This is a genomic window from Bacillus cereus group sp. MYBK245-2, from assembly GCF_051916145.1.
GTDB lineage: Bacteria > Bacillota > Bacilli > Bacillales > Bacillaceae_G > Bacillus_A > Bacillus_A pacificus.
Genome location: NZ_JBQAGB010000005.1, coordinates 241,232 through 265,136, shown reverse-complemented (window position 1 = coordinate 265,136; position 23,905 = coordinate 241,232). Strand labels below are relative to the sequence as shown.

The window sequence follows — 23,905 nt, the reverse complement described above, 5'->3', positions numbered from 1 at the left end:
TTGAGCTGACCTTAAGTTTAGCTTAATTTTTTATTGGAAGCTGAAATGTAATTTTAGTACCGTTTCCTTCGATGCTTTCTACTGCAATTTCTCCGCCGTGAGCTACAATAATTTCCTTTACAATTGCCATTCCTAAACCTGAACCACTTTTTGGATCTGTATTTGTACCACGGAAGTATCGATCAAAAATATGTGGTAAATCACTTTTATTTATTCCTTCACCATTGTCCTCAATTGTAACTATGGTGTATCCAATTGTTTGTTTTATACAAACTTGTATTAATGTTTTATTATCAGTATGAATGAGTGCATTATTCAATAAATTTACTATGGCACGTTGGATTAATCCCTGATCTGCTTTTATAATTATTTCTTCCTGAAGGCATTCAAATTCAATTATTCGATTTTCATAATGAGGCATATTCAGAAATTCAATAATTATTTCTCGAGTGAGATTTACAATATCTACTGTAGTTTTATGGATAGGTAACAACGTATTCTTCAATTGATACGTAAGTTTTAAATCATCAATCATTTTTTCTATATAAATTGATTTATTCTGAATTACTTCTGCATATTGATACATTTCTTGTGCATTAATTTTATATTCCCGATTTCCTATAACTTCACTATATCCTTTAATAGAAGAAAGCGGTGTCTTTAAATCATGCGAGATGTTTATAATCCACTCAGCTCGCATCATATCTAGTCTTTTTCTCTGAACGCTAATATCCTCTAGTTGATGTGATAGCTGATTCAGATTTTTATACACCTCTGCATATATTCCCTTTTCTTCCGGTACTTGTTTATATTGTCCTTGCTTTAACTTATTTATATGTTCAATTATCATGACAACAGGTTTTGACATATACCTTGCCACAATGTAAGCAAATAATAAAATACAAACCACTGTCACTCCTATTAACATTAAAATTCCATATGGATAGAAGCTAGATAAATTATTGAAGTTCAAATAAACAGACTTCCGTAATGCTTGATTTGACGGGAAAGCGACAATGTAGCTATCTACCTGTGTATTTTTATCTAACTTACCTACAAACGTTGTATAATCCCCAATATCGTACTTATAGCGTAAAATTAAGTCACTAGGAGTATAGTGATTTGGTGTATTTTTAGGCTTATACATTTGAAAAATTTCATCACTATTATGATTTAATACTTGTAACCAAGCTCCATGCTCTTGTAAAAATTTTTCCCCTTTATTTGTTATAGAAATACTTCCATTTTCTACTTTGATTTCTTTTTGAAAAGCTAATACTAAGCTCTCTGGATCATCCATCCCCCCACGATTATATGTAAATACTAAATAACTAAAAGCAAAAAATTGAACGATCAGGATAAACACAATTAATCCTATTAATGAGGTAATATATAGTCTCGTGACCTTCCACTTCATTTTGCATCACCTTTTTTATTAAGCTTATATCCAAGTCCCCTTACTGTTACAAGATAATTAGGTTTAGAGGGATTATCCTCTATTTTTTCTCTTAAATGTCTTATATGTACCATCATAATATTATCATTCCCCAAGTATGTTTCGCCCCAGACAGCTTCATATAATCGAGCCTTACTAAAAATTTGATTTGGGTTTTTTATTAAAAATAGTAATATATTAAATTCTTTTGCTGTTAAGCTTAGTAATGTGCCAGCCCTTAGCACTGTCCCTTGTGCCTCATCTATTGTAATATCTCCAAACTGATACATATTCGGATTCTTTTCTTTATATTGATTGCGTCGAAAAAATGCTTTCATTTTATACGCTACTTCTTTTGGACTAAAAGGTTTTGTAATGTAATCATCACCACCTATACTTAATCCAAGTATTTTATCTAAATCTTCATTTTTTGCCGATAAGAAGAATATTGGAACGAATGTAAACTGTCGAATTTGCTCACAAACACTATATCCATCTAAATCTGGAAGCATAATATCTAATAGGATAAGATCTGGCTGCACTTGCCTACACATGTGTATTCCACCTTTTCCTGTTGTACACGTATAAATATGTCGAAACCCTTCTTTCTTTAAAACCGCTTCTAACAAATTTAAAATCTCTTTTTCATCGTCTACTATAAGAATTTTTTTTGTATAAACATCTGGAATGTTATGTATCATTTATTGCACCTCAATATCTTTCTAAATAATTTAAAATGAAATAGTGAACCGCATTATCTTAATTATTACTGTATCATTTTCAGTCTATAGTAGCACAGTAATTTGAAATTTTACCCAATTATTTTATAGGGGGATTATTACCTTTCAATAACAACTATGCATCTATAGATTTAACGCAACACTACTTAGAGAAAGTGCGCCAACATCATTATTATTCCTCAATCATCCACTATTCGAACAAATTGTAATTATTTGGTATAATTATTTTAAAAGATGAAAGGAGACTATAACATGTGGTTACTCACGGCAATTGCGCCTGTTGTAATAGTTGGAGGAATTGTAGTGTATGTGATTGGAAGGCTTAAACATAAATATAACAACGGCACATTAGGTAAGAAAAAATCAAAAAAAGCTCAAGTATTATTAGATAGCTTCATACCAATAGGAATGCTCGTTGGCTGTATAATCGGTTTAATTTCCGGCATGTTTTTCCCGGATTATTCACTTCTTGCGGTGAGTTTAGGAGCTGGAATCGGCTATTTATTTGGATTTTTTGCTTATGAAATTTATAGCAAGACAGGAAATAATTATTCATAATCCAAAAAAGAAGCGACCTTGGAATAAGTACGGACAAAAAAATCCCCTCAAAGCATAAGCTTCGAGGGGTGAGCCTGTTTTTTTACTTATATACGTACAGCTGTACCACTTACAGCAACCATTAACATTCCATCACGAACAACCTCGTAATCTACGTCAACACCAACGATAGCGTTCGCACCTTTTTGTTTTGCAAGTTCTTTCATTTCATCCATTGCGATATCACGAGCTTCTTTTAGCTTACTTTCATAAGAACCAGCACGACCACCGACAACATCACGAACAGAAGCGAATAAATCGCGGACAATATTTGCACCCATAATAGCTTCACCATTTACAATATCGATATACTCAATAATTTCTTTACCTTGAATTCCAGACGTTGTTGTTACAATCATGACTGACACTCTCCTAATAAATTGTAGTTTTAATTAGCTTTCTTATGTCTTTATTATGACATGGAACAAGCAACGAATCTATTGAATTACCTTACAGGAATGTGACAGTTTTGTAAGAATACAGCGACTATTTTGTTTAATAAAGTGCTTTAACATTAGGATACATAAACGATTCCCTATTTTCTTTCCAGTCGCGTTCTACTTCTTTAAAAGTTGGTCGTCCTAATTCTTCATTGTTTTCATGTTTACGAAACCATTTCTTCACATACTGATCCCCGTTTTTATTTTGCACTGTACAAAGGAAACTATTATTACTATCCTTTAATATTTTTACAATCACGAATAGACACCTCTTTCCTTTTAAATAATAGAATAGAACTTGATCTTGTACTATAAGCCCTTCCTCTCTTATAGTCATACGACTCCTCGGTCGCGCCAAATTTGTAAGACCAAAAACGATATTTACTTTGTTTACATTTTATTTAAAGAAATCAGAGTTATAAGCATTATGCTTATCAAATATTTTATAGATTTCTAACTTATCATCTAATTTTGCATCTACTAAAATTAATATATTTCCATCGTAAATGTATTCTTCATATTTCTTAGCGTGTTCTTCTGGAATGCCTAATCCGATAAATGCTCCTATTAAACTTCCAGCTCCTCCGCCAATACCGGCTCCCCCAATTGCTGCTGCGATCGGTCCTGCTGCTACAATTGGGCCCAGTCCAGATACAGCAAGTACACCAAGGCCTGTTAATAAACCTCCGAGTCCGCCTGCTACTCCTCCAGCTACAAGCCCTGTCGCTGAAAAGATATCTCCTTTATGTGCAGTTTCATGATTCACTTTCTCACCTGATTTTTCTTCCAGATGTTCAATTTCCTTTTGATCTTTCGCAATAGCTGAAATGTTATCTGCCGAGTATCCTTTTTCCTTTAATTCATTAATAACGAGTGCCGCATCATCAATTGTTTGAAAAACACCTACTATTTTTCTATCCACATTCATAACTATTAACCTCCTAAAGTTTTATATAATATATCTTTATTACTCTTCGTTTTTATATACACTAATTTTTTTATTCACATATCCATTCACAAAAAACGCCAATAATAAAAGGATTACAAGAGAACTACTTAACAAGTAAATGAAATCAAATGTAATATCCGTTATCATTTTATCCATATGTAACAGTCTCCTTTTTATTTAAAGTAAAAGTATAAAACCTTACAATTCATCTTCGGTCAATCTCTTTGTAGTATATGTATACCCTCCATAACTCTTTCTAAACGTAAAAAACTATAATTATATTTTTTAAATTTTATAGGTTTAACATTTTTTTAAACGGGTATGTTTATATTGTTATGCTTATTATATGGAAAGGAAAATTACGATGAACGCCATTCACTCTACTACTATTCTTTATAATGAAACACCTACAATAACGCAGATTCATCATTTTTATGCTTTAATGACAACATTTCAAACGAATGTATTTATAAGTAAACAAGGAACACTTACTTCTATTAAAAACTTAAGCACATTAGTATCATTTTTCCTTACTGTAAAAAAGAGAGAGCTTGTATTATTTATATTTGAAGGAATAGATGCAAAAAGAGCTTTAAGAACACTCTTTCCTTCTTAAAGGTTTTATTATCCCCTATTCCCTCGATTGTTACTTTTCATACATAGTTTTATACTTCAAAATGATTTCCTCTATTCAAAACGAGACCCCCTAATACAATAGGGGGATTTCTAGTTTAGCCCTATGAAAACTGATATAATATATATTACGTTTTTCATTCTTTAAAATAGAAAACTTTTAATAACCTTGAAGGTAGGAATTTTTAATGAAATCGAAAGCAAAATTTAGTATTCGCTACAAAATTATGGCTGGTTATTTAGTTATCATTTTGTTTTTACTTATTTCTTTTATTATGTTAAACAATCAGATTTCCAATTTACAAAAATCTCGCAATTTTATTATTGATCACGATTTTAAAGTTCTCAATTTAACGAATCAAGTGGAGAAAGACTTGCTAACAATCGAAAATAAAGCGAAAGGCTTTATCACTTCTAATAACGTGAACTATTTGCAATCTCTTAACTCTGCCGAAAGAGATTATGAAAAACATTACCATAATCTTTTTTCTTTATTAGAAGATAATCCATCTCAGCAAGAAAAATTAAAAGAGATTAACGGAAACATTACTAATTGGATGAATAAAGAGATTCACCCGTTAATTGCAAATCATAATAGTAATAAAATACAAGAAATCGACACTACCGAAATCCAATCATTACAATCACAACTAACTGACTTCCGTAGCACTGAGGAGCAATTAACGAAAAAAAGAGCTGCACAATTAGATACTAAAAATAATAAATTAGAGCTTTGGTTATACAGTTTATTGTTCTTACTTTCTTGTATTTCCATTATCGTTTCACTCTATATTTCGAATTCCATTACAAAAACGATTAAAAATGTAATTCAAGCTATTAAATCCATTTCTTCTAAAGAAAAAATTACGGAAAGAATTCATGTAAATACACATGATGAAATAAAAGATCTTGCTCATACAACGAACCATCTGCTAGACGAAATATCGAAAAGAGAGTGGTTACAAACGGAGATTGCAGAATTAATTTTAATGTATCAAGGTGTATCTTCTATTGAGATGTTAGGTAACAAAATTTTGAGTGGCATTATACAAAAAACGCAAACTTCTTGCGGTGCATTCTATGTACGTGAAGAAGTTGAAGAAACTGTCTACTTTGTGAAAAAAGCTTCTTTCGCCGATCAAGGTATTGATATTGGAAAACAATCCATTAAAATGGGTGAAGGTTTCATTGGACAGTCTGCTTTAGAAAAGAAAAGTTTTATTCTTAGGGACATACCTGAAGAGTTTCGTTACGTTACTACTGGATTATTAGAAATACGCCCTAAAAATTTACTAGTCATCCCTGTCTTATTTGAGGATGAAGTGATTGCAGTAATGGAGTTAGTAAGTGTAACTGACATTTCAGATTTACATCAAGATTTAATTCACCAAACTGTTGATAATCTAGGTTTAACAATCCACAGCATTATGGGACGTATGCGAATTCAAACTCTTTTACATGAATCACAAGCAATGACAGAAGAGTTACAAGTTCAATCAGAAGAATTGCAAACGCAAGCGGAAGAACTACAAATGCAAGCCGAGGAATTAAGAACAACGAACGAACAGTTAGAGTCTAGAACGGAAGAGGCCGAGCAAAAGACAGCTGACTTACAAGTGACTAAATTAGAATTAGAAGAAAAAGCAAGCGAGTTGTTACGTAGCTCAAAATACAAATCAGAATTCCTAGCAAATATGTCACATGAATTACGCACACCATTAAATAGTATTTTACTATTATCTGAAATGTTAAAAGAAAATCACGATAACAATTTATCGGATGATGAAATTGAATTAGCAACCGTTATTCATTCATCAGGGAAAGATTTACTTACTTTAATTAATGACATACTAGATTTATCTAAAGTAGAAGCCGGAAAACTAGACGTCATTTTTGAAGCAACGAACATAAGTGACATGGCAGCAAGTATGCACCAAAACTTCTTACATATTGCTGCACAAAAAAATGTTGAATTTACTGTTGAAGACAGTGATACGATTCCTGATTTGTTTTACACAGATGCAAAACGGATTGAACAAATTATTAAAAACTTATTATCCAATGCATTTAAATTCACGGAAAAAGGATCCGTCTCTTTACATTTTGATTCAATCAAAACAAGCAATTTAAGTCATGATATGCAGTCTGTAAGTAAAGACTGGATTACAATTTCAGTAAAAGATACTGGTATTGGCATCGCTAAAGAACAGCATCAACTTATTTTTGAAGCCTTTCAACAGGCTGATGGCGCAACAATTCGGAAGTATGGTGGGACAGGATTAGGATTATCTATTTGTAAAGAGTTTGCTAGATTGTTAGGTGGTTGGATTACGTTAGAGAGTCATGTAGGAGAAGGCAGTACTTTCACCGTATATATTCCCAACCTTCCAAATGGATTACATGATGTACAGTTATCTAATTTAGAAGTCGCAGCAACCGTAGATGAAGTTATTCCTGCTGAAGTTGTGGAGGAAACTATCGTGACTCCTGAAACAAATAATGTCTTCCAAGAGAAAACTATTTTAATTGTCGATGATGATCATCGAAATATATTTGCATTACAAAATGCATTAAAAAAACAACATGTCAACATTATTACTGCACAAAACGGCATAGAGTGTTTAGACATACTAAAACACAATACAAATATCGACCTTATTTTAATGGATATTATGATGCCAAATATGGACGGTTATGAAACGATGGAACATATCCGAATGAATTTAGGCTTACATGAAATACCTATTATCGCATTAACTGCTAAAGCAATGCCAAATGATAAGGAAAAATGTTTATCTGCTGGCGCTTCAGATTATATAAGTAAACCATTAAATTTACATCAACTCTATTCGGTAATGAGTGTATGGTTAATAAAATAAGTGAGGTTTCGTTTCAGTGGAAAATAAGTATTATAATTTTAATCCATCAGTAGATGCGGATAAGCGTACGAACTTAGAAATTGACTTACTATTAGAAGCGGTATTTAAACTATCTGGATTTGATTTTCGTCAATATGCTCGCACATCTATTTATAGACGGATTTGTAATCGAATGCAGCTCTCTCATATCCCTACCATTTCAAAATTAATTGAAAAAGTAATTCATGAGGAAGGGGTTTTAGAACAGTTATTAAATGATTTCTCCATTAATGTAACTGAGATGTTCCGTAACCCTATCTTTTTTAAGGCGCTAAGAGATCATGTTATTCCTGAATTAAGAAAGCATCCTGAAATTAGAATTTGGCATGCTGGATGCGCAACTGGTGAAGAAGTATTATCCATGTCCATCTTACTTCACGAAGAAGGATTAAGTGAAAAAGCTGTTATTTACGCAACAGATATGAATACAGATGTGTTAGAAAAAGCAAAACAAGGCATTCTTCCATTAAATAAAATGCAAACTTATACGAAAAATTATTTACAAGCTGGCGGTACACAAGCATTTTCTAACTATTATTCAACGGATAGTCGTTTTGCTTATTTTAATCCGTCACTGTTACAAAACATTATTTTTGCGCAGCATAATTTAGTAACTGATCAATCTTTTAACGAATTTCACATTATACTTTGCCGTAACGTTTTAATTTACTTTACGAGTAAACTTCAAAACCAAGTACAGCAACTATTTTATGAAAGTTTAGGTCACAATGGATTCCTATGTTTAGGAAATAAAGAAACTCTTCGTTTCTCAAATATAATGCCGCATTATATTCAATTTAATCCGAACGAACAAATCTATCAAAAAATACAATAAAAGCGTATGAAATCCTCTGTTTGGATTTCATACGCTTTTTATTTCGTATTCGCTTGTATCATAATGAGACACATATCATCTGATTGTGCTTCCTTCTGTTCTTCCTTATAAAACCCTTCTATCTCTTCTTCTAACTCTCCCCATTTTCTTTCTGTAAAAGTACGTAATTTCTCTTCAGCCTCAAATTCATCATTTGCAATTGCTTCAAGAACACCATCTGTAAACAATGTGATTTGAGCGTTCTTCTCAAAAGGTATAACTGTCTTTTCAACTTTTATTTCATCAAAAAACCCTACCGCACAACTCCCGCGATTTAGTTCCACTACATTCGTTTCATCAACTAAAACGTACCCAGAAGGATGTCCTGCATTTACATATTCAATCGTTCTCTTTTCTGTATCCACTACTAAGTATATCGCTGTAAAATAATATGGAATATTGTCATTCTCATTATGTAAAAGAGTCATATATTTATTTAAGTCTTTCATAACGAGTTCTGGATCGATTAAACTTTTAATCGTTTCACGTAATACAGACGAAATAAACATACAAACTAATGAAGCAGATACACCATGTCCCATCACATCTAATAATATAATACCGTAGCGGTTTTCATCGATTTTATACCAGTAATACATATCTCCAGCTAGTTTAAATGAAGGTAAGTAACTTGCTTCGATTTTTATGTGTTCTTCTCTTAATGGACTACTTAATAAGTTTCTTTGTACTTGCGTAGCTAAATCTAGTTCATTCCGAAGATTTTCTTCCTGTTCTTTATGCCAATTTAATTCCGATTTCAAGCGTAATGCTACACGCATACGCGCTAACAATTCAACTTTATTTATCGGTTTCGTAATATAATCCATTGCCCCCATATCAAGCGCTTCAGCTAATTTATTTGCATCTTCTAAAGCTGTTACAAAAATAATAGGAACATCTTTAAACTTCTCCTCTTTTTGTAATCGCCTACAAACTTCAAGTCCATCAATTTCAGGCATCATAATATCTAATAGTATTAAATCTATTTCATTATGCCTGGAAGAATCTTTTCCAAAATGGATGTATTCGAAAAGCTCTTGTGCAGAATTCAGCGATACAAGATCCTGATACCCAGCTTGCTTCAAAATTTTTTCAATTACAAAGATATTCACCGGATTATCATCGACAATTAAAATGGACACAAGTTATTTCCCCTTTTCTTATATAAAATGTAAATCGATTATCATTTTCTATTTTTCTAGTATTACATACTCAGTTATGAAATGAAAATTTCCTACTCAAACACATTTATACAGCAAAAGAACAAACCCCCAGAAATGAGAGTTTGTTCTTTCATTCTATAAATTTCCACATTTAATTTAGCACCATTGCTTTGTCATTTAAAAGACGATCTAATTCTTCCATATGATTTGTTTCATCTGCAATCATGTCTTCTAACTTTACAACTAACTCTGTCATATTTAATTTTGCTGCCTGTTCTTTTCGCTTTTCATAACGCTTAATTGTTTCATATTCTGATTGTCTAGCATATTCTAACATTTCTCTCACATCTTCTGCTTGTTTCACTGGTAAAGGGATTGTAGTAGGTGTACCACCTAACGTCTTAATTTTCTCTGCTAAATATAGGGCATGTCCTTGTTCATCACTAATTTCAGATTCAAAGAAAGGTTTTAACACTTGTCTATATATACCAGAAACTGTAGCTGCATTATGGTTATACATAATAATTGCCGAGTATTCTCCTGCTAAATCTTCATTTAATCCTTCGATTAGTTCTTTCACATCGTGTGACATTTTTATATCTCCTCCTATACTTAATAACTACCCCTTTTCTCATGTTTTAAACATAATTCTTTAAAATTTTTATGTATCTAAAAATGCTGCTTGCTTCAATTTACTTATTGCTTGTCTTTTAATACGAGAAACGTGCATTTGTGAAATACCTAACCGTTCCCCTGTATCTTTTTGATTTAAATTTTCTTCAAATATATAATGAATAACACTTTTTTCTGTCTCATTTAATACGTTAAAAATATCTTTTAAAACGAGACGCCTTTCTGTCTCTTCATATCCTTGCTCTACTTCACCTACAGATTCAATTCTCGCCACCGAACTGCCATCAGATGCATTTTCAACTACATCATCTAAGGAGGATACTCGATAATTATTTTTCGCATCCATAATTTCTAGCACTTCCTCTTCGGATAGTTCTAAATGATCCGCAATCTCTATAATTTTCGGTGAACGTTGCAGTTGATCTGTTAACTCCTCTATCGCAAGTTTAATTTTTCCGCCTAAATCTTTAATTCGCCTTGGAACGTGAATGCCCCATGTTTTATCACGTAAATACTTTTTTATTTCCCCTACTATCGTAGGGATTGCAAACGGCTCAAAAGCATTCCCTATCGAATAATCATACCTTCTTATTGCGCCTAAGAGCCCTAACATTCCTACTTGTATAATATCCTCATGCATCGGTCCGCCTTTTGAATAGCGATATGCAATGGAATAGACGAGATTTTTATAATGCTCAACTAACCTTTCCTGCGCTTCATCACAGTGGTTTTGTTGAAATTCTGCAATTAGTTTCATAACGTCTTCTTTAGTAAGAGTTGTAGGTTGAGATTGGATTTCCATCATTCTCCACCTGCTCTCTTTGTATATATTTTGTCATTAAAACTGTCATGCCCTCATCATGCATAATTTGTATATCATCCATTAACGTATTGATTAAATATAAACCTAAACCATTTTCCGGCAAATGTTCTACAGGTTTACTAATATCATACGGACCAACTTTCCTTTTTAAGTTATTAAAATCAAAGCTAACCCCATTATCAGCAACCATAATTTCTAATCGATTTTCATATAGCCCAAAGACAATTGCAATTTCTCCAACGTCTTCTTTGTATGCATGTTGTACAATATTTGTACATGCTTCACTAATAGCAATTTTCATATCTTCTATATCGTCATAAGCAAAGCCCATTCGATTCGCAACACCAGCCATTGTTAAACGAATAATAGCGACATATTCTGCCTTTGCAGGAATTTTCATTTCTATCTTTTCAAATCTCTCCATCATCCCTAGTCACCTTCTTTCTACTTTTTCAAAATCGGAATTCAAATTTAATATTTCTGTTAACCCTGTAATATCAAATAATCTTTTTAACCTTTTAGATACACCAATAAACTCTAGCTTTCCATCATTTTTCTTAACTGCTTTTAATAGCGCTATAAAAACACCTAAGCCTGTACTATCCATATACTCTACCTCAGTAAAATCTACTACAATATGAACCTCTTTTTCGCTTGCAATAGGCATGATCTTATTTTTTAAATCTGATGCCGTATATGCATCAATTTCACCATTAAGTTGTACCGTATAACCTACATCATTTTGCAAAATATTTATTCCCAAATTCATCATTTCCGCCCCCTTATCTCAAACTACTACTATGTTAATTACCCATAAAAATTAGTTTTAAACATATTTTTTTATTTTTATTATAAATAAAGTGAAACTTTAATCAGTGGGGGTTTTGTTCATCCCCCACTGATTATTAGTTGAACCAATCGGACTTTTATGGGCAGTTGATCCCCCACCTAACTTCTTTGCTTTGCTGAATTTTAAGGTGGGGGTCTTACTGCCCGTTAAAGCGGGATAAATTTTCCACAGCTTTCTCGGCTTAACACGTAAAAAATACTACCAAATGTTTAAAGCTTATAAATTTGTGTATGTATAATGTATAAACATTATTTTTAGGGGGATCTATCTATGGAAGAGCACAATTTTAAAAAAGGAGATTTCGTACAATTTTCTTATCGACACGATCACGCTACAAAATTAGTTGGTTCCATTATTAACATACTAACGAATACAATTGTAGTGGATATAGGTAATAACGAAGATGTATCTCATATAGAACCGAGGCAGGTCGTAAGAATAAACAATTGTAAGAAAGTAACGATGGTTTAATATAAAGTGAAACTTTAAAGAGTGGGGGGATGAAGAATCCCCCCACTCTTTCCTATATAGATTACATAAAAAAGCATCCAAATTATTTTAATTGGATGCTTTTTTATGTATATTTATCACTCTTTTAACTTTATAGTTATATATAATAAACTTAAGATTACTATTCATGATCATATTTACGCTTTCCGCAGCATTCTAGAGAAGAATGTAACGATTAAAATAAAGACGATTGCACCTAATAACGCTGGAAGAACGAAAATACCTCCCCATTCAGGACCCCAATGACCAAATAACGCACTACCTACCCAAGATCCGATTAATCCAGCAATCACATTACCAACTATACCTAAAGGAAAGTCTTTTCCCGTAATCATTCCAGCTAACGCACCAATAAGTCCACCTACAATACACGTAATAATAAGTCCCACAATTAAACCTCCCATATTATTTTTATAATGGATTTATCAAGCTTTGGTTTGTAACCAAAGCTTGATAAACATGTATTATTCTTTATTATCCAGCCCATCACTTATCTTTTGTTTCACTTTTCCGACTTTTTCTTTTATCGTTCCCTTCGTCTTCTCCCACTTCCCTTCATTTTTCAACTCTCTATCTTCTGTAACTTCACCAATTCCTTCTTTTACTTGTCCCTTTGTCTTTTCAACTTTACCTGTAATTTGTTCTTTTAGTCCGCCACTCATATTTCCCATCTCCTTTTCTTAATAGATTTATAGGATACAAATTTAAATAGAATACGTGCATCTTCTTTCTTGTAACCATTCACCGACTCTTTCTAAATCCTTAACGAATAACAAGATTTTCCCTTCATCCAGCTTTTCTTCATAGAAGTTCGCTTCTTCCTCATTAAGCCCTAACTCCTGCATCTTATTTCTTAACTGATCTCCCGTTTTTTGAAAGACATTAATAATGCTTGTCCCAAGCCCCTCCTCTTTTATACCAATTGTATTTACGTCTGCATTGTCTGCGATTCTATCTGTCCTTTCTTTCTCGTGTGTTAATACGTAAATATCTTTTTGGTCTATTCCTTTCTTCACTAGATCATTCGCCGCATTCATGACCTCTTTCTCCGTAATAAATTCATATACAAAAGGTTTACTATACTTCGTTTCCATCTTTAACTTCCTCCTTTAAAATGAATTATTTGTTATATTATATGTAGTACACCCATTTTCGAAATGTTAAACATAAAATTTGAAAAAAAATGAGAAGGAGAGTACATATGCACTTTCGTCTAGAGTTATTTGTAGAAGATTTGCAAAGGTCTATTCGTTTTTATGAGGAAATCCTTACCCTTGTATTCTCAAAAAAGAATACAACTGGTGCAATGATTAAACTAGGGGATTTTTCTTTATTATTGACCCCTGATTATATTCTTAATGAAAATCATTATTTAAAAACAGATGGACTTAATCCAAAAGGTAAAGGTGTTGAGATTATCATAGTTTTTGATCATATCGAACAAATATACCAACATGTATTAGAAAAAAATTATCCAGTGGAATCTAACCTTAAAATGCAATCTTGGGGAATGAAGGATTTTCGTATCGTAGACCCTGATGGTTATTATTTACGATTAACCTCCTCTTGAATTTTCTTTATCCCAAAACTAGTAGGATAAATCCCCTTACAATAACTACCTAAATTAACAGAAAATTGTTATAATTAAACATGAGGAGGGATACTATGAAAAAAATCATATCTATATGCGCTCTAACCGCTCTATCTTTCACTTTAATAGGCTGTACAAGCACCTCAGCTACAGATAAAGCTTCACAAGCTAAGCAAGAACATACACAAACTACCTTTCAATTAAAATCCGCAAATATTATAGACATTGAAATACTTAGTACAATAAATAACAACGTTTCAAAATCTCAAACAGACAACGAAGAAATGATACAATCTATCGTTTCAGCAGTTCAAAAAGGCACGCCTAAAACAATCACTTTAGATCAAAAAAAGCGAGAATCTGCACATTCTACTATTACCGTTACATATAAAGATGACGCAAAAGAAGAATTTCTTGTTTGGGTTGATAATAAAGAGCAAATTACGATTGCTAAAGATGAGAAGAAGGATAAGGTCGAAGGGGTGATTGTGAATATTGAAGATGCTAAAATGATGAAGGATTTTTTTAAGAAAACATCTTAGCAGATAACTTTTCTTTATACATTAAAAAAGCCCACCTATTTCCGTAGGCGGGCTTTATCTTTATTACACAATAAGAAAGTATACTCTCATTTCCTCTGAAATTTCATGTAATTATACATATTTATGAACATAAATGTATTGATGAACTTTATCTACATACGCATGGCATTAATCCATTGAAAATTTATCTTCTTTAAAGCTAAAGCAAAACTCTCTTTTAGAAAAAAGAAAAGACACCCTAGTGCCTTCCTCCGACTTGAACCATCTTAATTTTAATAATATGTATTGGACTCCCATCCAATTATTATTTTACCATGTTAAGTTGTTTTTGTTTATTGAGAAATACAATAATTTACTTGTGCTGGTTGTCTGTATGAGGTCTTTTTGTAGTCCATGCAGCGATTAACAAAAGAACAATAGCCGTGATAACACCTAAAAGTCCTTGCTTGAGCCACATGGATAATGCGGCATTTGAGCCAATGGCTAGAAACATAAGCATTACTGTGTATTTATTAAATCTCATTATAAGTAACCTCCCAATGTAACTGCACATAAGAAAATTTCACCATTCATTTATTACGTAAAAAATGGTATTAAACAAACTTTAGGTCCCTTATTTACAACTAAAATCTATATTTTAAAAAATGATATAGAAGCGAGCTTGAGTAAAATTATGCGCTAAGCCAATGTGACACTATCTCCGAAGGAAATACCGTATTGCAGAGTAAAAACATTATACTTCCTAGTGGAGTGAAATTCAGTGTTATTTTTATAACGCTCCATTTTTCCATTCTTTATTATGAATATCTAATCCTTCTTGGCCAAAGAAATGGAGAATAAATTCTTTTTCATCACTAACAGTTTTTTTAGCTAGTTTAGATCCTTCCATACTTTTCCTTGTTCCAGAACGTAAATAATGAATTTCCCCAAAGTCTTCAACTGCAGATTCGAAATTTCCATCGTACCATTTGTTCAGAATAGATTCATATTTTTGTCTTTCCTCATTATTTATAACATGTAAGTTGTTTTTTAAGTATTGAATGTTTTCTTTTATCATTTGAAATCGCCCTACATCACGAGTACCAGAAACATGAAGATTATTCCCATTGAATGTGAGTTTTTGTAAAGACATATGTATCATCATATCATTTATCGTTTGCTCGTTTTGGATTTCCCCAATCGACTGTGCCGCTTTAGATAATTCATCTTCACTTACTACATAACTATCTTTTTGTTGCTTTTGAATGGTTTGAACTTTTGATTTTTCCTGAACCTTTTCTTCTTGTTTAGGTTTTGATTCAGGTGTAGCCTTCTCATTTGAGCTACAAGCAGACGTTCCCATAAGCAATGTACTGCATGTTAACGTCATAAGTAACTTTCGTTTCATTTTTTCACGCCTATCTGTATTGGTTATTTTAAATAGATTTTTTAGAATGTAAGATTTCTCATCTCATAGTAGCAAACAATTGATTTGTACATTGTCATGTTTTGTCGAAGGGTAATAAAAAATACCTTATGATGTCTTCCTTCGATTTGAATTATCTTAATTTTAATAATATATATTAGACTCCCTTCGCCTATCAAGCTAAGAAAATACAACTACCCCAGAACGAGATTGTATCCTAACTTGCAATAAAAAAGTTCATCTTTTCCTTTTAGGGTAATTTTACATTTTCAAGTTGATAGGCACAGGGCACGCTCTATAAAGCAGATTTTTTGAACAGCGTAACATAATTAATAAAATGTATACTATATATCTTATATGTTATGTGGGAGCCAGAAGCTAAAGGAATTAGTACTTGATTATCATGAAGAAAAAGCCACAGTGAAAGTGTTGATGAAGATTTTTACTAAACTACGCATAGGTAGAAAAGTATATATACTTCTCTACCTATCTTAATGTTACTTGATAAGTGCTTATTTGTATTATATATACAAGGAAATGAAACCGGCTATAACAATCAATGGCAGGATTACTGCGAGTTTATTTTTTAGAGGGACACGTTTGTCTGGGACACCGGGGTGGATAACAAATGCAAGTAAAACAATTGCTCCAATAATACCTAAAAGTGTATGAATGACCATCCTCCTAAGGAATATTATTATTAATTTTATCACACTCAAATAAAAAAAGGATACAAATAACAATTAACCCTAAATACACCATTATGAATTTCAATTATACAGCTTCACCAAACATAAAGTGAAACTATAATCAGCGATGAGTGCCCTTCCCCACTGATTATTAATTGACCCTCTCGAGCATTTACGGGCAAATGAGGGATAACAGTAAAAATAATATAATTAAGAGAGGAGTGAAATTTCACTCCTCTTTTTTACTTGTGGATTTTAACACTCATTAGATCGCTACTAGAATTTTGCTTCTCTAAGCTTATCTCTATTTTAAGATTGTTTTTATTTATATCAAAATTACCTGTGCGTGTATTAGAAGCCACTATATTATCAATCTCTGTACTCAAATCTAAGTTTGGATTTATCATATTGATCCATTTTTCCCCTAACTCTACTAACGCCTTCTTATCTTGACCTCTATCAATTACAAAATTAACAGTAAAGTTACTTTCATTATCGCCTTCTACAGTGAAATTCCCATTAAATTCTGGAATCCCTTCTAATACCGGAGAGAATAACACGACCTCTGAACGTGGACCGCCTATCCCTATATATTTTAGCTCCGCATTATATTTTGCGTTAATTTCAGTAATAAGATTTTGTGCTTCCTTAGATATAGATTTTTTTAATACCGAAGAGCTATCCATCCAACCTTCATGATAATAAATGAGCTCGTCTGCTAAATCTTGTGGGATAGCAGTAGGCTTTGACTCATGCTCTTTTTCCGATTTATTAATTGCATTGTATAAGAATAGTGCATACTGCTCACGAGTCACGAGACTTTGTGGTTCAAACTTATTATCACCTGTGCCCGTCGTAATTTTATTTTCTTGTAATGCACTGATAGCATTTGTTGCCCAGTAATTTTTATCTACATCTTTGAAAGTGGTAGTAGATGTTGCTTTAAAGTTAAAAGCCTTTGTTAATACAACAGCTAATTGTTCACGCGTTAAAACGTTATCTGGACCAAATTTCCCATTACCAAATCCGTTCATAATACCTGCTTTATTAAGAGCTAAAATTTCTTTTTTAAACATATGCTCTTCTATATCTGTGAAAGGGTTTTGTGTATTAAGTTCATCTACTGGCTTCAAGTAGGCATATATTAGTCTAGCTACTTGTCCTCGTGTAATATTATCACCAAAACCAAACATTCCGTTTCCATAACCAGCCACAATATTTTTCTCTTTTAAATCCATAATTGCTTGATAAGACCAGTGATTTTCAGGAACATCTTTAAATCCTAGTGTATTTTCTGCTTGCACATTTGTTAGAGGTGTTAGTGTTGTTGATGCAATAACTGCCCCTGCTAAAATTAATTGTTTAAAATTCATAATTGAATCCCCTTATCCTTAAAATAATATATTAAAAAAATACCGTAAATATTCTTTTTAATATTAACATATAAAGATACTTTTTGTAGGTTAATTATGGAATATTTAAAGAAGATTATTCCAGCATATAATGTTTATACAACTAAATTAAAATCATACTAACTTGCTTCCAATACGCACTCATTTCCTTTACCAATTTTTAAAAAATACAATTTATAAATGCAAAAAATCCCCTCAAAGCATCAGCTTTAAGGGGACCCCTCCTATCATCTTCTCTCTTCATACAACCGATGTGCCTTATATGAGCAAATTAAATACATAACAATTGCTGTAGGAATAAACAACCATGCAAAGCCTCTCATCAATGCTAATGGTGTTTCAAATAAGAATGACCATAGAAATGATACACCTTGCTTATCCCATAGTCCTGGCGTAAAATATAGTTCTTTCGGATTTGCAAGTGCTCCTAAATGAATCGTGTCATTAAACATAAATAGGATTAATATCGGAATAGAGCATATAGCTAACTCTAAAAATGTTTTAGATAGACGTTTATACTTCCCTGCTCGTGACATTTGATCTGAAAAAATATCATCTTCACTTTCCTCATTTACCTTTTTAAAATAGTGCGTACCTGACCACCAATTACCAGCTATATGCTCCCAGCCACTATCTTCAAATAATGTGCAGTAATTCATAAAATCACTTTTTCTACTAAATACTCTATGATCTATTTTAATCGTCGCATCTTCTGGTTCTGTATATCTAAATGTATAACCAAATGTATTGCTTTCTAGTTGATAGCCTTTCCAAGCCATCTCTTCTAACCATTTTTCCTCTTTCTCAAAGTCTAAAAAGAATTTCAATCTCCACATCATCGTTTCCCCCAAACTATACGTGTAATAAACTTTTTGTAACCGTAATAATGTGCTGCATTCTCATAAAGTCTAAATGCAATACTTCTTTCCCACGTTCCGTAATGGCATACACTTTTCTTCGTTTATCTTCACTTTTTACCGATTCTATTAACCCTTGTTTTAATAAATTTTCAACCGCCCCATACAATGTACCCGCTGCAATTTTCACTTGATGATTACTCAATTCCTCTACCTTTTGCATAATTAAATAACCATGTGCTGGCTCTAATAAAGCTAAAAGAACGTAATACGTCGTTTCCGTTAATGGTAAATTTTTATCTCTATTCATAAAGACCTCCAATGTAACGATAAATATATAGCTAAACTATACAGTCAAACTGTATAGTTTGATTTTATACAGTTTGACTGTATATGTCAAATTAAGTTATAAAAAAATAACCTAGATCCCATAGGATCTAGGTTATTTTTTTACATAAATGTAATCGTTACTAAAGAATATCCTTCTTTCGCATTATACGGCTCCGCTTTATAAGAAACACGGTTCGCCCCTTGCGGATAACCAATTTCTCCAATTGCTTTTTTCACATCTTGCAATGCGCCATCCATTGATTGTTTATAAAGGATTTCAATCTTTGGTGACTTTTCATTATAACGTTGCTGCATTTTATTTTTGAATTCATTATAGTTGTTTGCAATGTATTCATTTCCTAAATAATTTAACTTTGTATCTTTTAAAATTTGCTGATATGCAGAAGTTTTCGTACCACCTGCCGCAATTTTATTTGTTAATGTACTATAATAATTTGTTGTAGCTTGCGGATAGTCCCCTCGGTTCCACTCATGATTTCTTGCGATTTGCTCATCTGATAAGTTGAAATAAGAATACGTTACGCGGCCTTGTTCATCTGGCACCGGATCATCGAATGTTGTATCAAGGTGATACCATTTGTTTTCGATTTTCACCAAGTTCCAAGCATGAGGCTGACCGTCTCCAGTTCCTACTACAAAATGATTCTCAATTCCCGCTTCTTTTAATAATTGATAAGTTAATAGTGCGTAACCTTGGCAAACTGCAGAACGATTTACGAGTGCTTCATATGCTGTGTAAGCTTTATAAGACGTATCATAAGAAACATGTTTTACGACATAATCATGAATCGCTTTCACTTTTTCATGATCATCCATCCCAACTTGTGTAATAGAAGAAACAATTGCCTTCGCTTGCTTCATTACATATTCTGTTTGTTCTTTCGTTTCACGATATGTAATTTTCAGCGTAAACGTATAATTTCCAGGTGATCCAGAAAGTCCATATGAAACATTCGATCTATTATTATTTGTATACTCATTTTTACTTGCCACTTCTTTATAAGCGTTAAAAAGTGTATTCATCACTTCTTTTGTATTACTATTTGTCGTTTTATATGGAAGTGTAATATTCGTTTCGTACGCATTAATACGCTTTTGCACTTCATCTTTAAATGCTGCTAATAGTGCTGCATCTCCTGTATCTTGCACCGCAACCGCAGGCTTTTTATACTGCAAAGCATTATATAAAAACTGTGCATATTGTTCACGCGTTACCGTTTTAGCAGGTTCAAATTTCCCGTCGCCTGTACCAGATGCAATCCCGTTTGACTGCACCGCACTAATCGCCCCTTCTGCCCAAAAGCCATCCGGAACATCATTAAATGTATGCTTTTGCTTAGCCGAAACTTGAAAAGCGTTTTTAATAATTTGCGCCATTTCTGCACGGCTAACAGAATCTTTCGGTCTAAAACCTCCATTTCCATCCCCGTTAAAAATCCCTAATTTCGTTAACGTTAAAACCTCTTCTGGAAACAATGTGGATCCTGCGCGAATATCTCGATACGGATTGTTTAAAGTAGATCCATCTTGTAATACGTAACGAGCACCATCATTACTAAACGTACCACCTTGCTTATTCGGTAACAACGCACGATAAATTAAAGCTGCAACTTGCTCTCTCGTCGCAACATCACCGAAACCAAACTTCCCATTTCCATAACCAGAAATAATATTTTTACCCGCTAAATCTTTAATTGCTGGATACGACCAATGCGATGTAGGCACATCGGAAAAAACACCCGCCTCAGCAGCTCTCACATCACTGCCGTTTGTATACAGTAAAGCACCACCAATAAGTGATAATGATGTAATTGATTTTAGTAGTTTCGTGTACATAATTCCTTCTCCCAATACCGTTCTCTATTTATGTTGTTTTTTGTCGAAAAATCTAAAAGAATATGACAAAACATATTATACAATTAAAACTTTTTGAGGGATACACTAATTTTTGAAATATGCAAAAACTCATATTAATATATTTTTTCGTATTAATATTATGTTGCTTTATTTATGAATATGTATAGGTAGTAACTCCTTATAACTCCCCTCATGATAATCTCTAATTTTATATTGATATTCTTTATTTCTCAATATAAGAAGCCTTGGATTTTCATTAACATTCCTGTATTATATAAACAAAGAGTAAGGTAAGAGTTACTCTTTGCCATTTTAGAAAAGGTTCTGTTGGAGACAGCAGGATCTTTTTTCATATAGAGATAGTTTTGCTGAATTTTTCACCACTAACCACAAAAAACATCTTGTAATCATCATATATCGAATTAATATACCGAGAGAGAATCAAATACCAGTTACACTAGAACTTATTCTTATAGCAATTAGTGTGTTGGCTATTTAATAAAATAATTTCAAAAAACTAGGAAAAGAACGAAGAATTCCTTCGAATAAAACTCAATATTATGTCCATAATGTTGATAGGCTGTATGCCAAAACCTATTTAGGTTTCTCTGTATCTCCTTGTATTGAGCAGTTAGCCCTTGCTAGCTGCTCTTTTATTGGTAACCTTGTTAGACAAGTTTTCATATAATGTAGTCATTCCTTTCTTATAAATTAGGCTCGTCACTTGAATTATAGAAATGGGATTATATCCTATAACATTTTCAGGAATCATCCATATTTTATTTCTGAAAAAGTGCTTTGTTTTGCTGAAGGTGGTTGCGGAAACAACCGCCTTTTTATTTATGGCAAAATGAAATTTCTATTACGATTCATTACAAAGTATGTTATTACTGGTACAAGCTGGTATAATAAATACAGATCAAACATTGAAAGGAAATATGACAATGAAAAGATATTTCAACTTCATTTCACTTTTCTTAACTGTACTTGTAATAATTAATCTTACAAATATACATACGAAGTACCAATTCTTTATAGGTGCATCTATAGCACTATGTTTAACTATTCTTTCTACAAATGAAATTATAAAATTCCTTGCTACTAGTAGCTTGTTACTTTACGGATTTGCCGCTTTTACTTTTTTAAGTATTGCTTGCTAACTTTCAATTTCACCTTATATTAAAATAGCGTTTTTATTTAATTTCACTACAATAATATAGAGACACATACGATTTTCTTTGTTTATGGGTTCTTACGTAATAGTAAGAACCCTTTTTTATCGAGAATCAGTTTAAAAACTAAAAATAAAAGAACCTCATTAAATGAGGTTCAAAAAATCTACTATTTTAAATTACCTTCATAAAAAGCAACTCCATTTTGAACATGTTTTAAATACCATGTAATCGTCCCGCCACAAACATTTTCATTAAAACTATTAGCATATACTCCATTTGAGTAATAAAGAGTTCTTTTGAATTTACCATTAGAATACTCATAAGGAATTGAGCATGCTACTTGCTTCGGAGAGCTCACATCTTTTTGTGTGTCAGCTGAAGCCGCTCCAATTCCTCCTGTTAATGCAATACCAGTTGCCAATAGCCCTACTACTAATTTCTTAAACATAATAAATCCCCCTTTAATAGTTTTTATAGCTTACAACTTAAATGTATCACTTTTGTAATTTATGTAAATATCTTGAATATGTAGAAATATTTATTTATTTTTTGATAATATTAGGATTTTATTTTATCAAATGAAAAATAGAGGAATTTAGAGAAGTATGTAACAATGCATAATAAATCAACCAGATATTATGATATACTCACAAAGAACTGATACAAAATTTCTTTAGATTGGAAAACTAAAGTCTTATCTACCTAAAAGGAAGGCGCCTAATGGCGTCTTTTCTTTATTTTCAAAAGGACCTGCTCAATTCATTCTTTAAAACATAAGGTAAAGTGAACCCGTTAAAATCCATGGAATGAACCCTAGTTTTACCCTTTTATCTAAAGGAGGCACTATTGTTATGGGATATGGTGGTAGTTGCGGAGAAGGCTGCGGTTTCGCTGGAGGATTTGCTTTATTAGTTGTATTATTTATTCTATTAATCATTATCGGATGCAGCTGTTTCTGCTAAAAAACTATTAGAAAGAGGTTGTCCCAAAAGCAGCTGAATAAATACTTTTGAGCAACCTCTTTTTTATTGTTTCTTATAAGTAAATTATTTGTATTCCTGTCTATATAATTTAAACGAATAAATAGCTCCAACGAAGAATACAAAAGCTTCAAATAATATAAAGATTTGACGGAAATTCTCGATATCTTTACCAACTAAAGAAATAAATATAGCATTCATTAGAATTTGAGTAGTAAACATACGAGAAGTAATTTTTAAATAAATAGCATTTGTTCTTTCATCTGGTTTACCAATTTTTTTGTAAATAATAATAAGTGCAATTACTGAACCCAAAAATAGAAGTGCTGTAAGTCCTACAACAATATTGAAATTCCCTGTGCTTTCTAACATCCATTTATTTAATAAATCAATCATTATTATCTTCCTTTCCTACATAAGAGAATATTTCGTTCTTCTTCACTATAATAAAAAAAGAAAAAGGAAAACATCGAACTTTCTT

At 32.3% G+C, this 23,905-nt stretch carries 31 protein-coding genes; 9 read left to right on the top strand and 22 right to left on the bottom strand.

What is annotated here, in order from left to right:
• Positions 1-22 precede the first annotated feature (22 nt).
• Complete coding sequence (locus ACTFRN_RS11900; protein ID WP_088106474.1) at positions 23-1,417, bottom strand: sensor histidine kinase; 1,395 nt, start codon at positions 1,415-1,417, stop codon at positions 23-25.
• The gene (locus ACTFRN_RS11895) at positions 1,414-2,136 is read right to left on the bottom strand and encodes a response regulator transcription factor (RefSeq protein ID WP_088106475.1); all 723 of its coding nucleotides are present in this window, start codon (positions 2,134-2,136) and stop codon (positions 1,414-1,416) included. The genes ACTFRN_RS11900 and ACTFRN_RS11895 overlap by 4 nt, the downstream gene beginning before the upstream one ends.
• Before the next feature lie 291 nt (positions 2,137-2,427).
• Here ACTFRN_RS11895 and ACTFRN_RS11890 point away from each other — a divergent pair, with 291 nt between their 5' ends.
• Complete coding sequence (locus ACTFRN_RS11890) at positions 2,428-2,733, top strand: hypothetical protein (protein ID WP_088106476.1); 306 nt, start codon at positions 2,428-2,430, stop codon at positions 2,731-2,733.
• Between the two features lie 86 nt (positions 2,734-2,819).
• Here ACTFRN_RS11890 and ACTFRN_RS11885 read toward each other — a convergent pair whose 3' ends face one another.
• From ACTFRN_RS11885 to ACTFRN_RS11870, 4 genes are all read right to left on the bottom strand, one after another.
• On the bottom strand, positions 2,820-3,131 hold the full coding sequence (locus ACTFRN_RS11885; protein WP_000637511.1) for a YbjQ family protein: 312 nt from the start codon (positions 3,129-3,131) through the stop codon (positions 2,820-2,822).
• Between the two features lie 136 nt (positions 3,132-3,267).
• Entirely contained in the window at positions 3,268-3,471 is a 204-nt protein-coding gene (locus ACTFRN_RS11880) for a DUF4028 family protein (protein WP_001996867.1), read from the bottom strand.
• A gap of 138 nt (positions 3,472-3,609) precedes the next feature.
• Positions 3,610-4,140, bottom strand: coding sequence for a general stress protein (locus ACTFRN_RS11875; RefSeq protein WP_014893247.1), 531 nt, complete (start codon positions 4,138-4,140; stop codon positions 3,610-3,612).
• 39 nt (positions 4,141-4,179) lie between these two features.
• The gene (locus tag ACTFRN_RS11870) at positions 4,180-4,317 is read right to left on the bottom strand and encodes a hypothetical protein (protein ID WP_000359813.1); all 138 of its coding nucleotides are present in this window, start codon (positions 4,315-4,317) and stop codon (positions 4,180-4,182) included.
• 208 nt (positions 4,318-4,525) lie between these two features.
• Here ACTFRN_RS11870 and ACTFRN_RS11865 point away from each other — a divergent pair, with 208 nt between their 5' ends.
• The 3 genes from ACTFRN_RS11865 to ACTFRN_RS11855 all read left to right on the top strand — a co-directional run bounded on the left by ACTFRN_RS11865 (position 4,526) and on the right by ACTFRN_RS11855 (position 8,547).
• Positions 4,526-4,777, top strand: coding sequence for a hypothetical protein (locus ACTFRN_RS11865; RefSeq protein ID WP_000991339.1), 252 nt, complete (start codon positions 4,526-4,528; stop codon positions 4,775-4,777).
• A 205-nt stretch (positions 4,778-4,982) separates the two neighbouring features.
• Positions 4,983-7,673 (top strand): ATP-binding protein, encoded by a 2,691-nt coding sequence (locus ACTFRN_RS11860; RefSeq protein WP_000836725.1) that lies wholly within the window; start codon positions 4,983-4,985, stop codon positions 7,671-7,673.
• Between the two features lie 16 nt (positions 7,674-7,689).
• The gene (locus ACTFRN_RS11855; RefSeq protein WP_000429060.1) at positions 7,690-8,547 is read left to right on the top strand and encodes a CheR family methyltransferase; all 858 of its coding nucleotides are present in this window, start codon (positions 7,690-7,692) and stop codon (positions 8,545-8,547) included.
• 38 nt (positions 8,548-8,585) lie between these two features.
• Here ACTFRN_RS11855 and ACTFRN_RS11850 read toward each other — a convergent pair whose 3' ends face one another.
• The 5 genes from ACTFRN_RS11850 to rsbV form a co-directional block, all read right to left on the bottom strand.
• A complete protein-coding gene (locus ACTFRN_RS11850; protein ID WP_000025529.1) occupies positions 8,586-9,728 on the bottom strand; it encodes a fused response regulator/phosphatase in 1,143 nt (380 codons plus the stop codon).
• Between the two features lie 172 nt (positions 9,729-9,900).
• Positions 9,901-10,341, bottom strand: a complete 441-nt coding sequence (locus ACTFRN_RS11845; RefSeq protein WP_000017746.1) for a ferritin-like domain-containing protein — start codon at positions 10,339-10,341, stop codon at positions 9,901-9,903.
• Between the two features lie 69 nt (positions 10,342-10,410).
• On the bottom strand, positions 10,411-11,187 hold the full coding sequence (gene sigB, locus ACTFRN_RS11840) for an RNA polymerase sigma factor SigB (protein ID WP_061182811.1): 777 nt from the start codon (positions 11,185-11,187) through the stop codon (positions 10,411-10,413).
• Positions 11,150-11,632: an anti-sigma B factor RsbW gene (rsbW, locus tag ACTFRN_RS11835; RefSeq protein WP_029437718.1), complete on the bottom strand. Its 483-nt coding sequence runs from the start codon at positions 11,630-11,632 to the stop codon at positions 11,150-11,152. Before rsbW ends, sigB begins: the two co-directional genes overlap by 38 nt.
• A 6-nt stretch (positions 11,633-11,638) precedes the next feature.
• The gene (gene rsbV / locus ACTFRN_RS11830; RefSeq protein ID WP_002020655.1) at positions 11,639-11,977 is read right to left on the bottom strand and encodes an anti sigma b factor antagonist RsbV; all 339 of its coding nucleotides are present in this window, start codon (positions 11,975-11,977) and stop codon (positions 11,639-11,641) included.
• A gap of 348 nt (positions 11,978-12,325) precedes the next feature.
• Here rsbV and ACTFRN_RS11825 point away from each other — a divergent pair, with 348 nt between their 5' ends.
• Positions 12,326-12,526 carry a hypothetical protein gene (locus tag ACTFRN_RS11825; RefSeq protein WP_000391000.1) on the top strand — a complete coding sequence of 67 codons (201 nt, stop codon included), beginning with the start codon at positions 12,326-12,328 and terminating at the stop codon, positions 12,524-12,526.
• A 176-nt stretch (positions 12,527-12,702) separates the two neighbouring features.
• Here the strand turns inward: ACTFRN_RS11825 and ACTFRN_RS11820 are convergent, their stop codons facing one another.
• From ACTFRN_RS11820 to ACTFRN_RS11810, 3 genes are all read right to left on the bottom strand, one after another.
• On the bottom strand, positions 12,703-12,954 hold the full coding sequence (locus ACTFRN_RS11820; RefSeq protein WP_000522903.1) for a GlsB/YeaQ/YmgE family stress response membrane protein: 252 nt from the start codon (positions 12,952-12,954) through the stop codon (positions 12,703-12,705).
• A gap of 75 nt (positions 12,955-13,029) precedes the next feature.
• Positions 13,030-13,236: a CsbD family protein gene (locus ACTFRN_RS11815; RefSeq protein WP_370530088.1), complete on the bottom strand. Its 207-nt coding sequence runs from the start codon at positions 13,234-13,236 to the stop codon at positions 13,030-13,032.
• 33 nt (positions 13,237-13,269) lie between these two features.
• On the bottom strand, positions 13,270-13,659 hold the full coding sequence (locus ACTFRN_RS11810) for a general stress protein (protein ID WP_000448809.1): 390 nt from the start codon (positions 13,657-13,659) through the stop codon (positions 13,270-13,272).
• A 107-nt stretch (positions 13,660-13,766) separates the two neighbouring features.
• On the opposite strand from ACTFRN_RS11810, the gene ACTFRN_RS11805 reads away from it, so the two are divergent.
• Positions 13,767-14,135, top strand: coding sequence for a VOC family protein (locus ACTFRN_RS11805; RefSeq protein ID WP_000545706.1), 369 nt, complete (start codon positions 13,767-13,769; stop codon positions 14,133-14,135).
• A gap of 95 nt (positions 14,136-14,230) precedes the next feature.
• Positions 14,231-14,698 (top strand): hypothetical protein, encoded by a 468-nt coding sequence (locus ACTFRN_RS11800; RefSeq protein ID WP_088106477.1) that lies wholly within the window; start codon positions 14,231-14,233, stop codon positions 14,696-14,698.
• Between the two features lie 352 nt (positions 14,699-15,050).
• Here ACTFRN_RS11800 and ACTFRN_RS11795 read toward each other — a convergent pair whose 3' ends face one another.
• From ACTFRN_RS11795 to ACTFRN_RS11770, 6 genes are all read right to left on the bottom strand, one after another.
• Positions 15,051-15,221 carry a hypothetical protein gene (locus ACTFRN_RS11795; RefSeq protein ID WP_001211982.1) on the bottom strand — a complete coding sequence of 57 codons (171 nt, stop codon included), beginning with the start codon at positions 15,219-15,221 and terminating at the stop codon, positions 15,051-15,053.
• Between the two features lie 246 nt (positions 15,222-15,467).
• The gene (locus ACTFRN_RS11790) at positions 15,468-16,085 is read right to left on the bottom strand and encodes a DUF6241 domain-containing protein (RefSeq protein ID WP_049111634.1); all 618 of its coding nucleotides are present in this window, start codon (positions 16,083-16,085) and stop codon (positions 15,468-15,470) included.
• 949 nt (positions 16,086-17,034) lie between these two features.
• Positions 17,035-18,165, bottom strand: a complete 1,131-nt coding sequence (locus ACTFRN_RS11785; protein ID WP_001009751.1) for an S-layer homology domain-containing protein — start codon at positions 18,163-18,165, stop codon at positions 17,035-17,037.
• Between the two features lie 266 nt (positions 18,166-18,431).
• Complete coding sequence (locus ACTFRN_RS11780) at positions 18,432-19,043, bottom strand: DUF2812 domain-containing protein (protein ID WP_014893249.1); 612 nt, start codon at positions 19,041-19,043, stop codon at positions 18,432-18,434.
• 13 nt (positions 19,044-19,056) lie between these two features.
• Complete coding sequence (locus ACTFRN_RS11775) at positions 19,057-19,371, bottom strand: PadR family transcriptional regulator (RefSeq protein WP_001078061.1); 315 nt, start codon at positions 19,369-19,371, stop codon at positions 19,057-19,059.
• A 140-nt stretch (positions 19,372-19,511) separates the two neighbouring features.
• A complete protein-coding gene (locus ACTFRN_RS11770) occupies positions 19,512-21,248 on the bottom strand; it encodes an S-layer homology domain-containing protein (RefSeq protein ID WP_049111629.1) in 1,737 nt (578 codons plus the stop codon).
• A gap of 965 nt (positions 21,249-22,213) precedes the next feature.
• Between ACTFRN_RS11770 and ACTFRN_RS11765 the strand changes: the two genes are divergently transcribed.
• Positions 22,214-22,429 (top strand): hypothetical protein, encoded by a 216-nt coding sequence (locus tag ACTFRN_RS11765; protein WP_033686203.1) that lies wholly within the window; start codon positions 22,214-22,216, stop codon positions 22,427-22,429.
• A gap of 181 nt (positions 22,430-22,610) precedes the next feature.
• Here ACTFRN_RS11765 and ACTFRN_RS11760 read toward each other — a convergent pair whose 3' ends face one another.
• Positions 22,611-22,892, bottom strand: coding sequence for an LCI fold-containing protein (locus tag ACTFRN_RS11760; RefSeq protein WP_088106478.1), 282 nt, complete (start codon positions 22,890-22,892; stop codon positions 22,611-22,613).
• A gap of 403 nt (positions 22,893-23,295) precedes the next feature.
• On the opposite strand from ACTFRN_RS11760, the gene ACTFRN_RS11755 reads away from it, so the two are divergent.
• Positions 23,296-23,406, top strand: coding sequence for a YjcZ family sporulation protein (locus tag ACTFRN_RS11755; protein WP_000540371.1), 111 nt, complete (start codon positions 23,296-23,298; stop codon positions 23,404-23,406).
• Between the two features lie 84 nt (positions 23,407-23,490).
• Here ACTFRN_RS11755 and ACTFRN_RS11750 read toward each other — a convergent pair whose 3' ends face one another.
• A complete protein-coding gene (locus ACTFRN_RS11750; RefSeq protein ID WP_014893252.1) occupies positions 23,491-23,820 on the bottom strand; it encodes a hypothetical protein in 330 nt (109 codons plus the stop codon).
• Positions 23,821-23,905 lie beyond the last annotated feature (85 nt).

Excerpts from the sequence above, each read along its gene's own strand:
- ACTFRN_RS11785 (WP_001009751.1), bottom strand. The coding sequence starts at position 18,165 with ATGAATTTTAAACAATTAATTTTAGCAGGGGCAGTTATTGCATCAACA.
- ACTFRN_RS11765 (WP_033686203.1), top strand. The coding sequence starts at position 22,214 with ATGAAAAGATATTTCAACTTCATTTCACTTTTCTTAACTGTACTTGTA.
- ACTFRN_RS11810 (WP_000448809.1), bottom strand. The coding sequence starts at position 13,659 with ATGGAAACGAAGTATAGTAAACCTTTTGTATATGAATTTATTACGGAG.
- ACTFRN_RS11845 (WP_000017746.1), bottom strand. The coding sequence starts at position 10,341 with ATGTCACACGATGTGAAAGAACTAATCGAAGGATTAAATGAAGATTTA.
- ACTFRN_RS11795 (WP_001211982.1), bottom strand. The coding sequence starts at position 15,221 with ATGAGATTTAATAAATACACAGTAATGCTTATGTTTCTAGCCATTGGC.
- ACTFRN_RS11900 (WP_088106474.1), bottom strand. The coding sequence starts at position 1,417 with ATGAAGTGGAAGGTCACGAGACTATATATTACCTCATTAATAGGATTA.
- ACTFRN_RS11875 (WP_014893247.1), bottom strand. The coding sequence starts at position 4,140 with ATGAATGTGGATAGAAAAATAGTAGGTGTTTTTCAAACAATTGATGAT.
- ACTFRN_RS11760 (WP_088106478.1), bottom strand. The coding sequence starts at position 22,892 with ATGTTTAAGAAATTAGTAGTAGGGCTATTGGCAACTGGTATTGCATTA.
- rsbW (WP_029437718.1), bottom strand. The coding sequence starts at position 11,632 with ATGATGGAGAGATTTGAAAAGATAGAAATGAAAATTCCTGCAAAGGCA.
- ACTFRN_RS11865 (WP_000991339.1), top strand. The coding sequence starts at position 4,526 with ATGAACGCCATTCACTCTACTACTATTCTTTATAATGAAACACCTACA.
- ACTFRN_RS11825 (WP_000391000.1), top strand. The coding sequence starts at position 12,326 with ATGGAAGAGCACAATTTTAAAAAAGGAGATTTCGTACAATTTTCTTAT.
- sigB (WP_061182811.1), bottom strand. The coding sequence starts at position 11,187 with ATGATGGAAATCCAATCTCAACCTACAACTCTTACTAAAGAAGACGTT.
- ACTFRN_RS11780 (WP_014893249.1), bottom strand. The coding sequence starts at position 19,043 with ATGATGTGGAGATTGAAATTCTTTTTAGACTTTGAGAAAGAGGAAAAA.
- ACTFRN_RS11860 (WP_000836725.1), top strand. The coding sequence starts at position 4,983 with ATGAAATCGAAAGCAAAATTTAGTATTCGCTACAAAATTATGGCTGGT.
- ACTFRN_RS11885 (WP_000637511.1), bottom strand. The coding sequence starts at position 3,131 with ATGATTGTAACAACAACGTCTGGAATTCAAGGTAAAGAAATTATTGAG.
- rsbV (WP_002020655.1), bottom strand. The coding sequence starts at position 11,977 with ATGATGAATTTGGGAATAAATATTTTGCAAAATGATGTAGGTTATACG.
- ACTFRN_RS11750 (WP_014893252.1), bottom strand. The coding sequence starts at position 23,820 with ATGATTGATTTATTAAATAAATGGATGTTAGAAAGCACAGGGAATTTC.
- ACTFRN_RS11895 (WP_088106475.1), bottom strand. The coding sequence starts at position 2,136 with ATGATACATAACATTCCAGATGTTTATACAAAAAAAATTCTTATAGTA.
- ACTFRN_RS11890 (WP_088106476.1), top strand. The coding sequence starts at position 2,428 with ATGTGGTTACTCACGGCAATTGCGCCTGTTGTAATAGTTGGAGGAATT.
- ACTFRN_RS11755 (WP_000540371.1), top strand. The coding sequence starts at position 23,296 with ATGGGATATGGTGGTAGTTGCGGAGAAGGCTGCGGTTTCGCTGGAGGA.
- ACTFRN_RS11870 (WP_000359813.1), bottom strand. The coding sequence starts at position 4,317 with ATGGATAAAATGATAACGGATATTACATTTGATTTCATTTACTTGTTA.
- ACTFRN_RS11770 (WP_049111629.1), bottom strand. The coding sequence starts at position 21,248 with ATGTACACGAAACTACTAAAATCAATTACATCATTATCACTTATTGGT.
- ACTFRN_RS11790 (WP_049111634.1), bottom strand. The coding sequence starts at position 16,085 with ATGAAACGAAAGTTACTTATGACGTTAACATGCAGTACATTGCTTATG.
- ACTFRN_RS11800 (WP_088106477.1), top strand. The coding sequence starts at position 14,231 with ATGAAAAAAATCATATCTATATGCGCTCTAACCGCTCTATCTTTCACT.
- ACTFRN_RS11805 (WP_000545706.1), top strand. The coding sequence starts at position 13,767 with ATGCACTTTCGTCTAGAGTTATTTGTAGAAGATTTGCAAAGGTCTATT.
- ACTFRN_RS11775 (WP_001078061.1), bottom strand. The coding sequence starts at position 19,371 with ATGAATAGAGATAAAAATTTACCATTAACGGAAACGACGTATTACGTT.
- ACTFRN_RS11815 (WP_370530088.1), bottom strand. The coding sequence starts at position 13,236 with ATGGGAAATATGAGTGGCGGACTAAAAGAACAAATTACAGGTAAAGTT.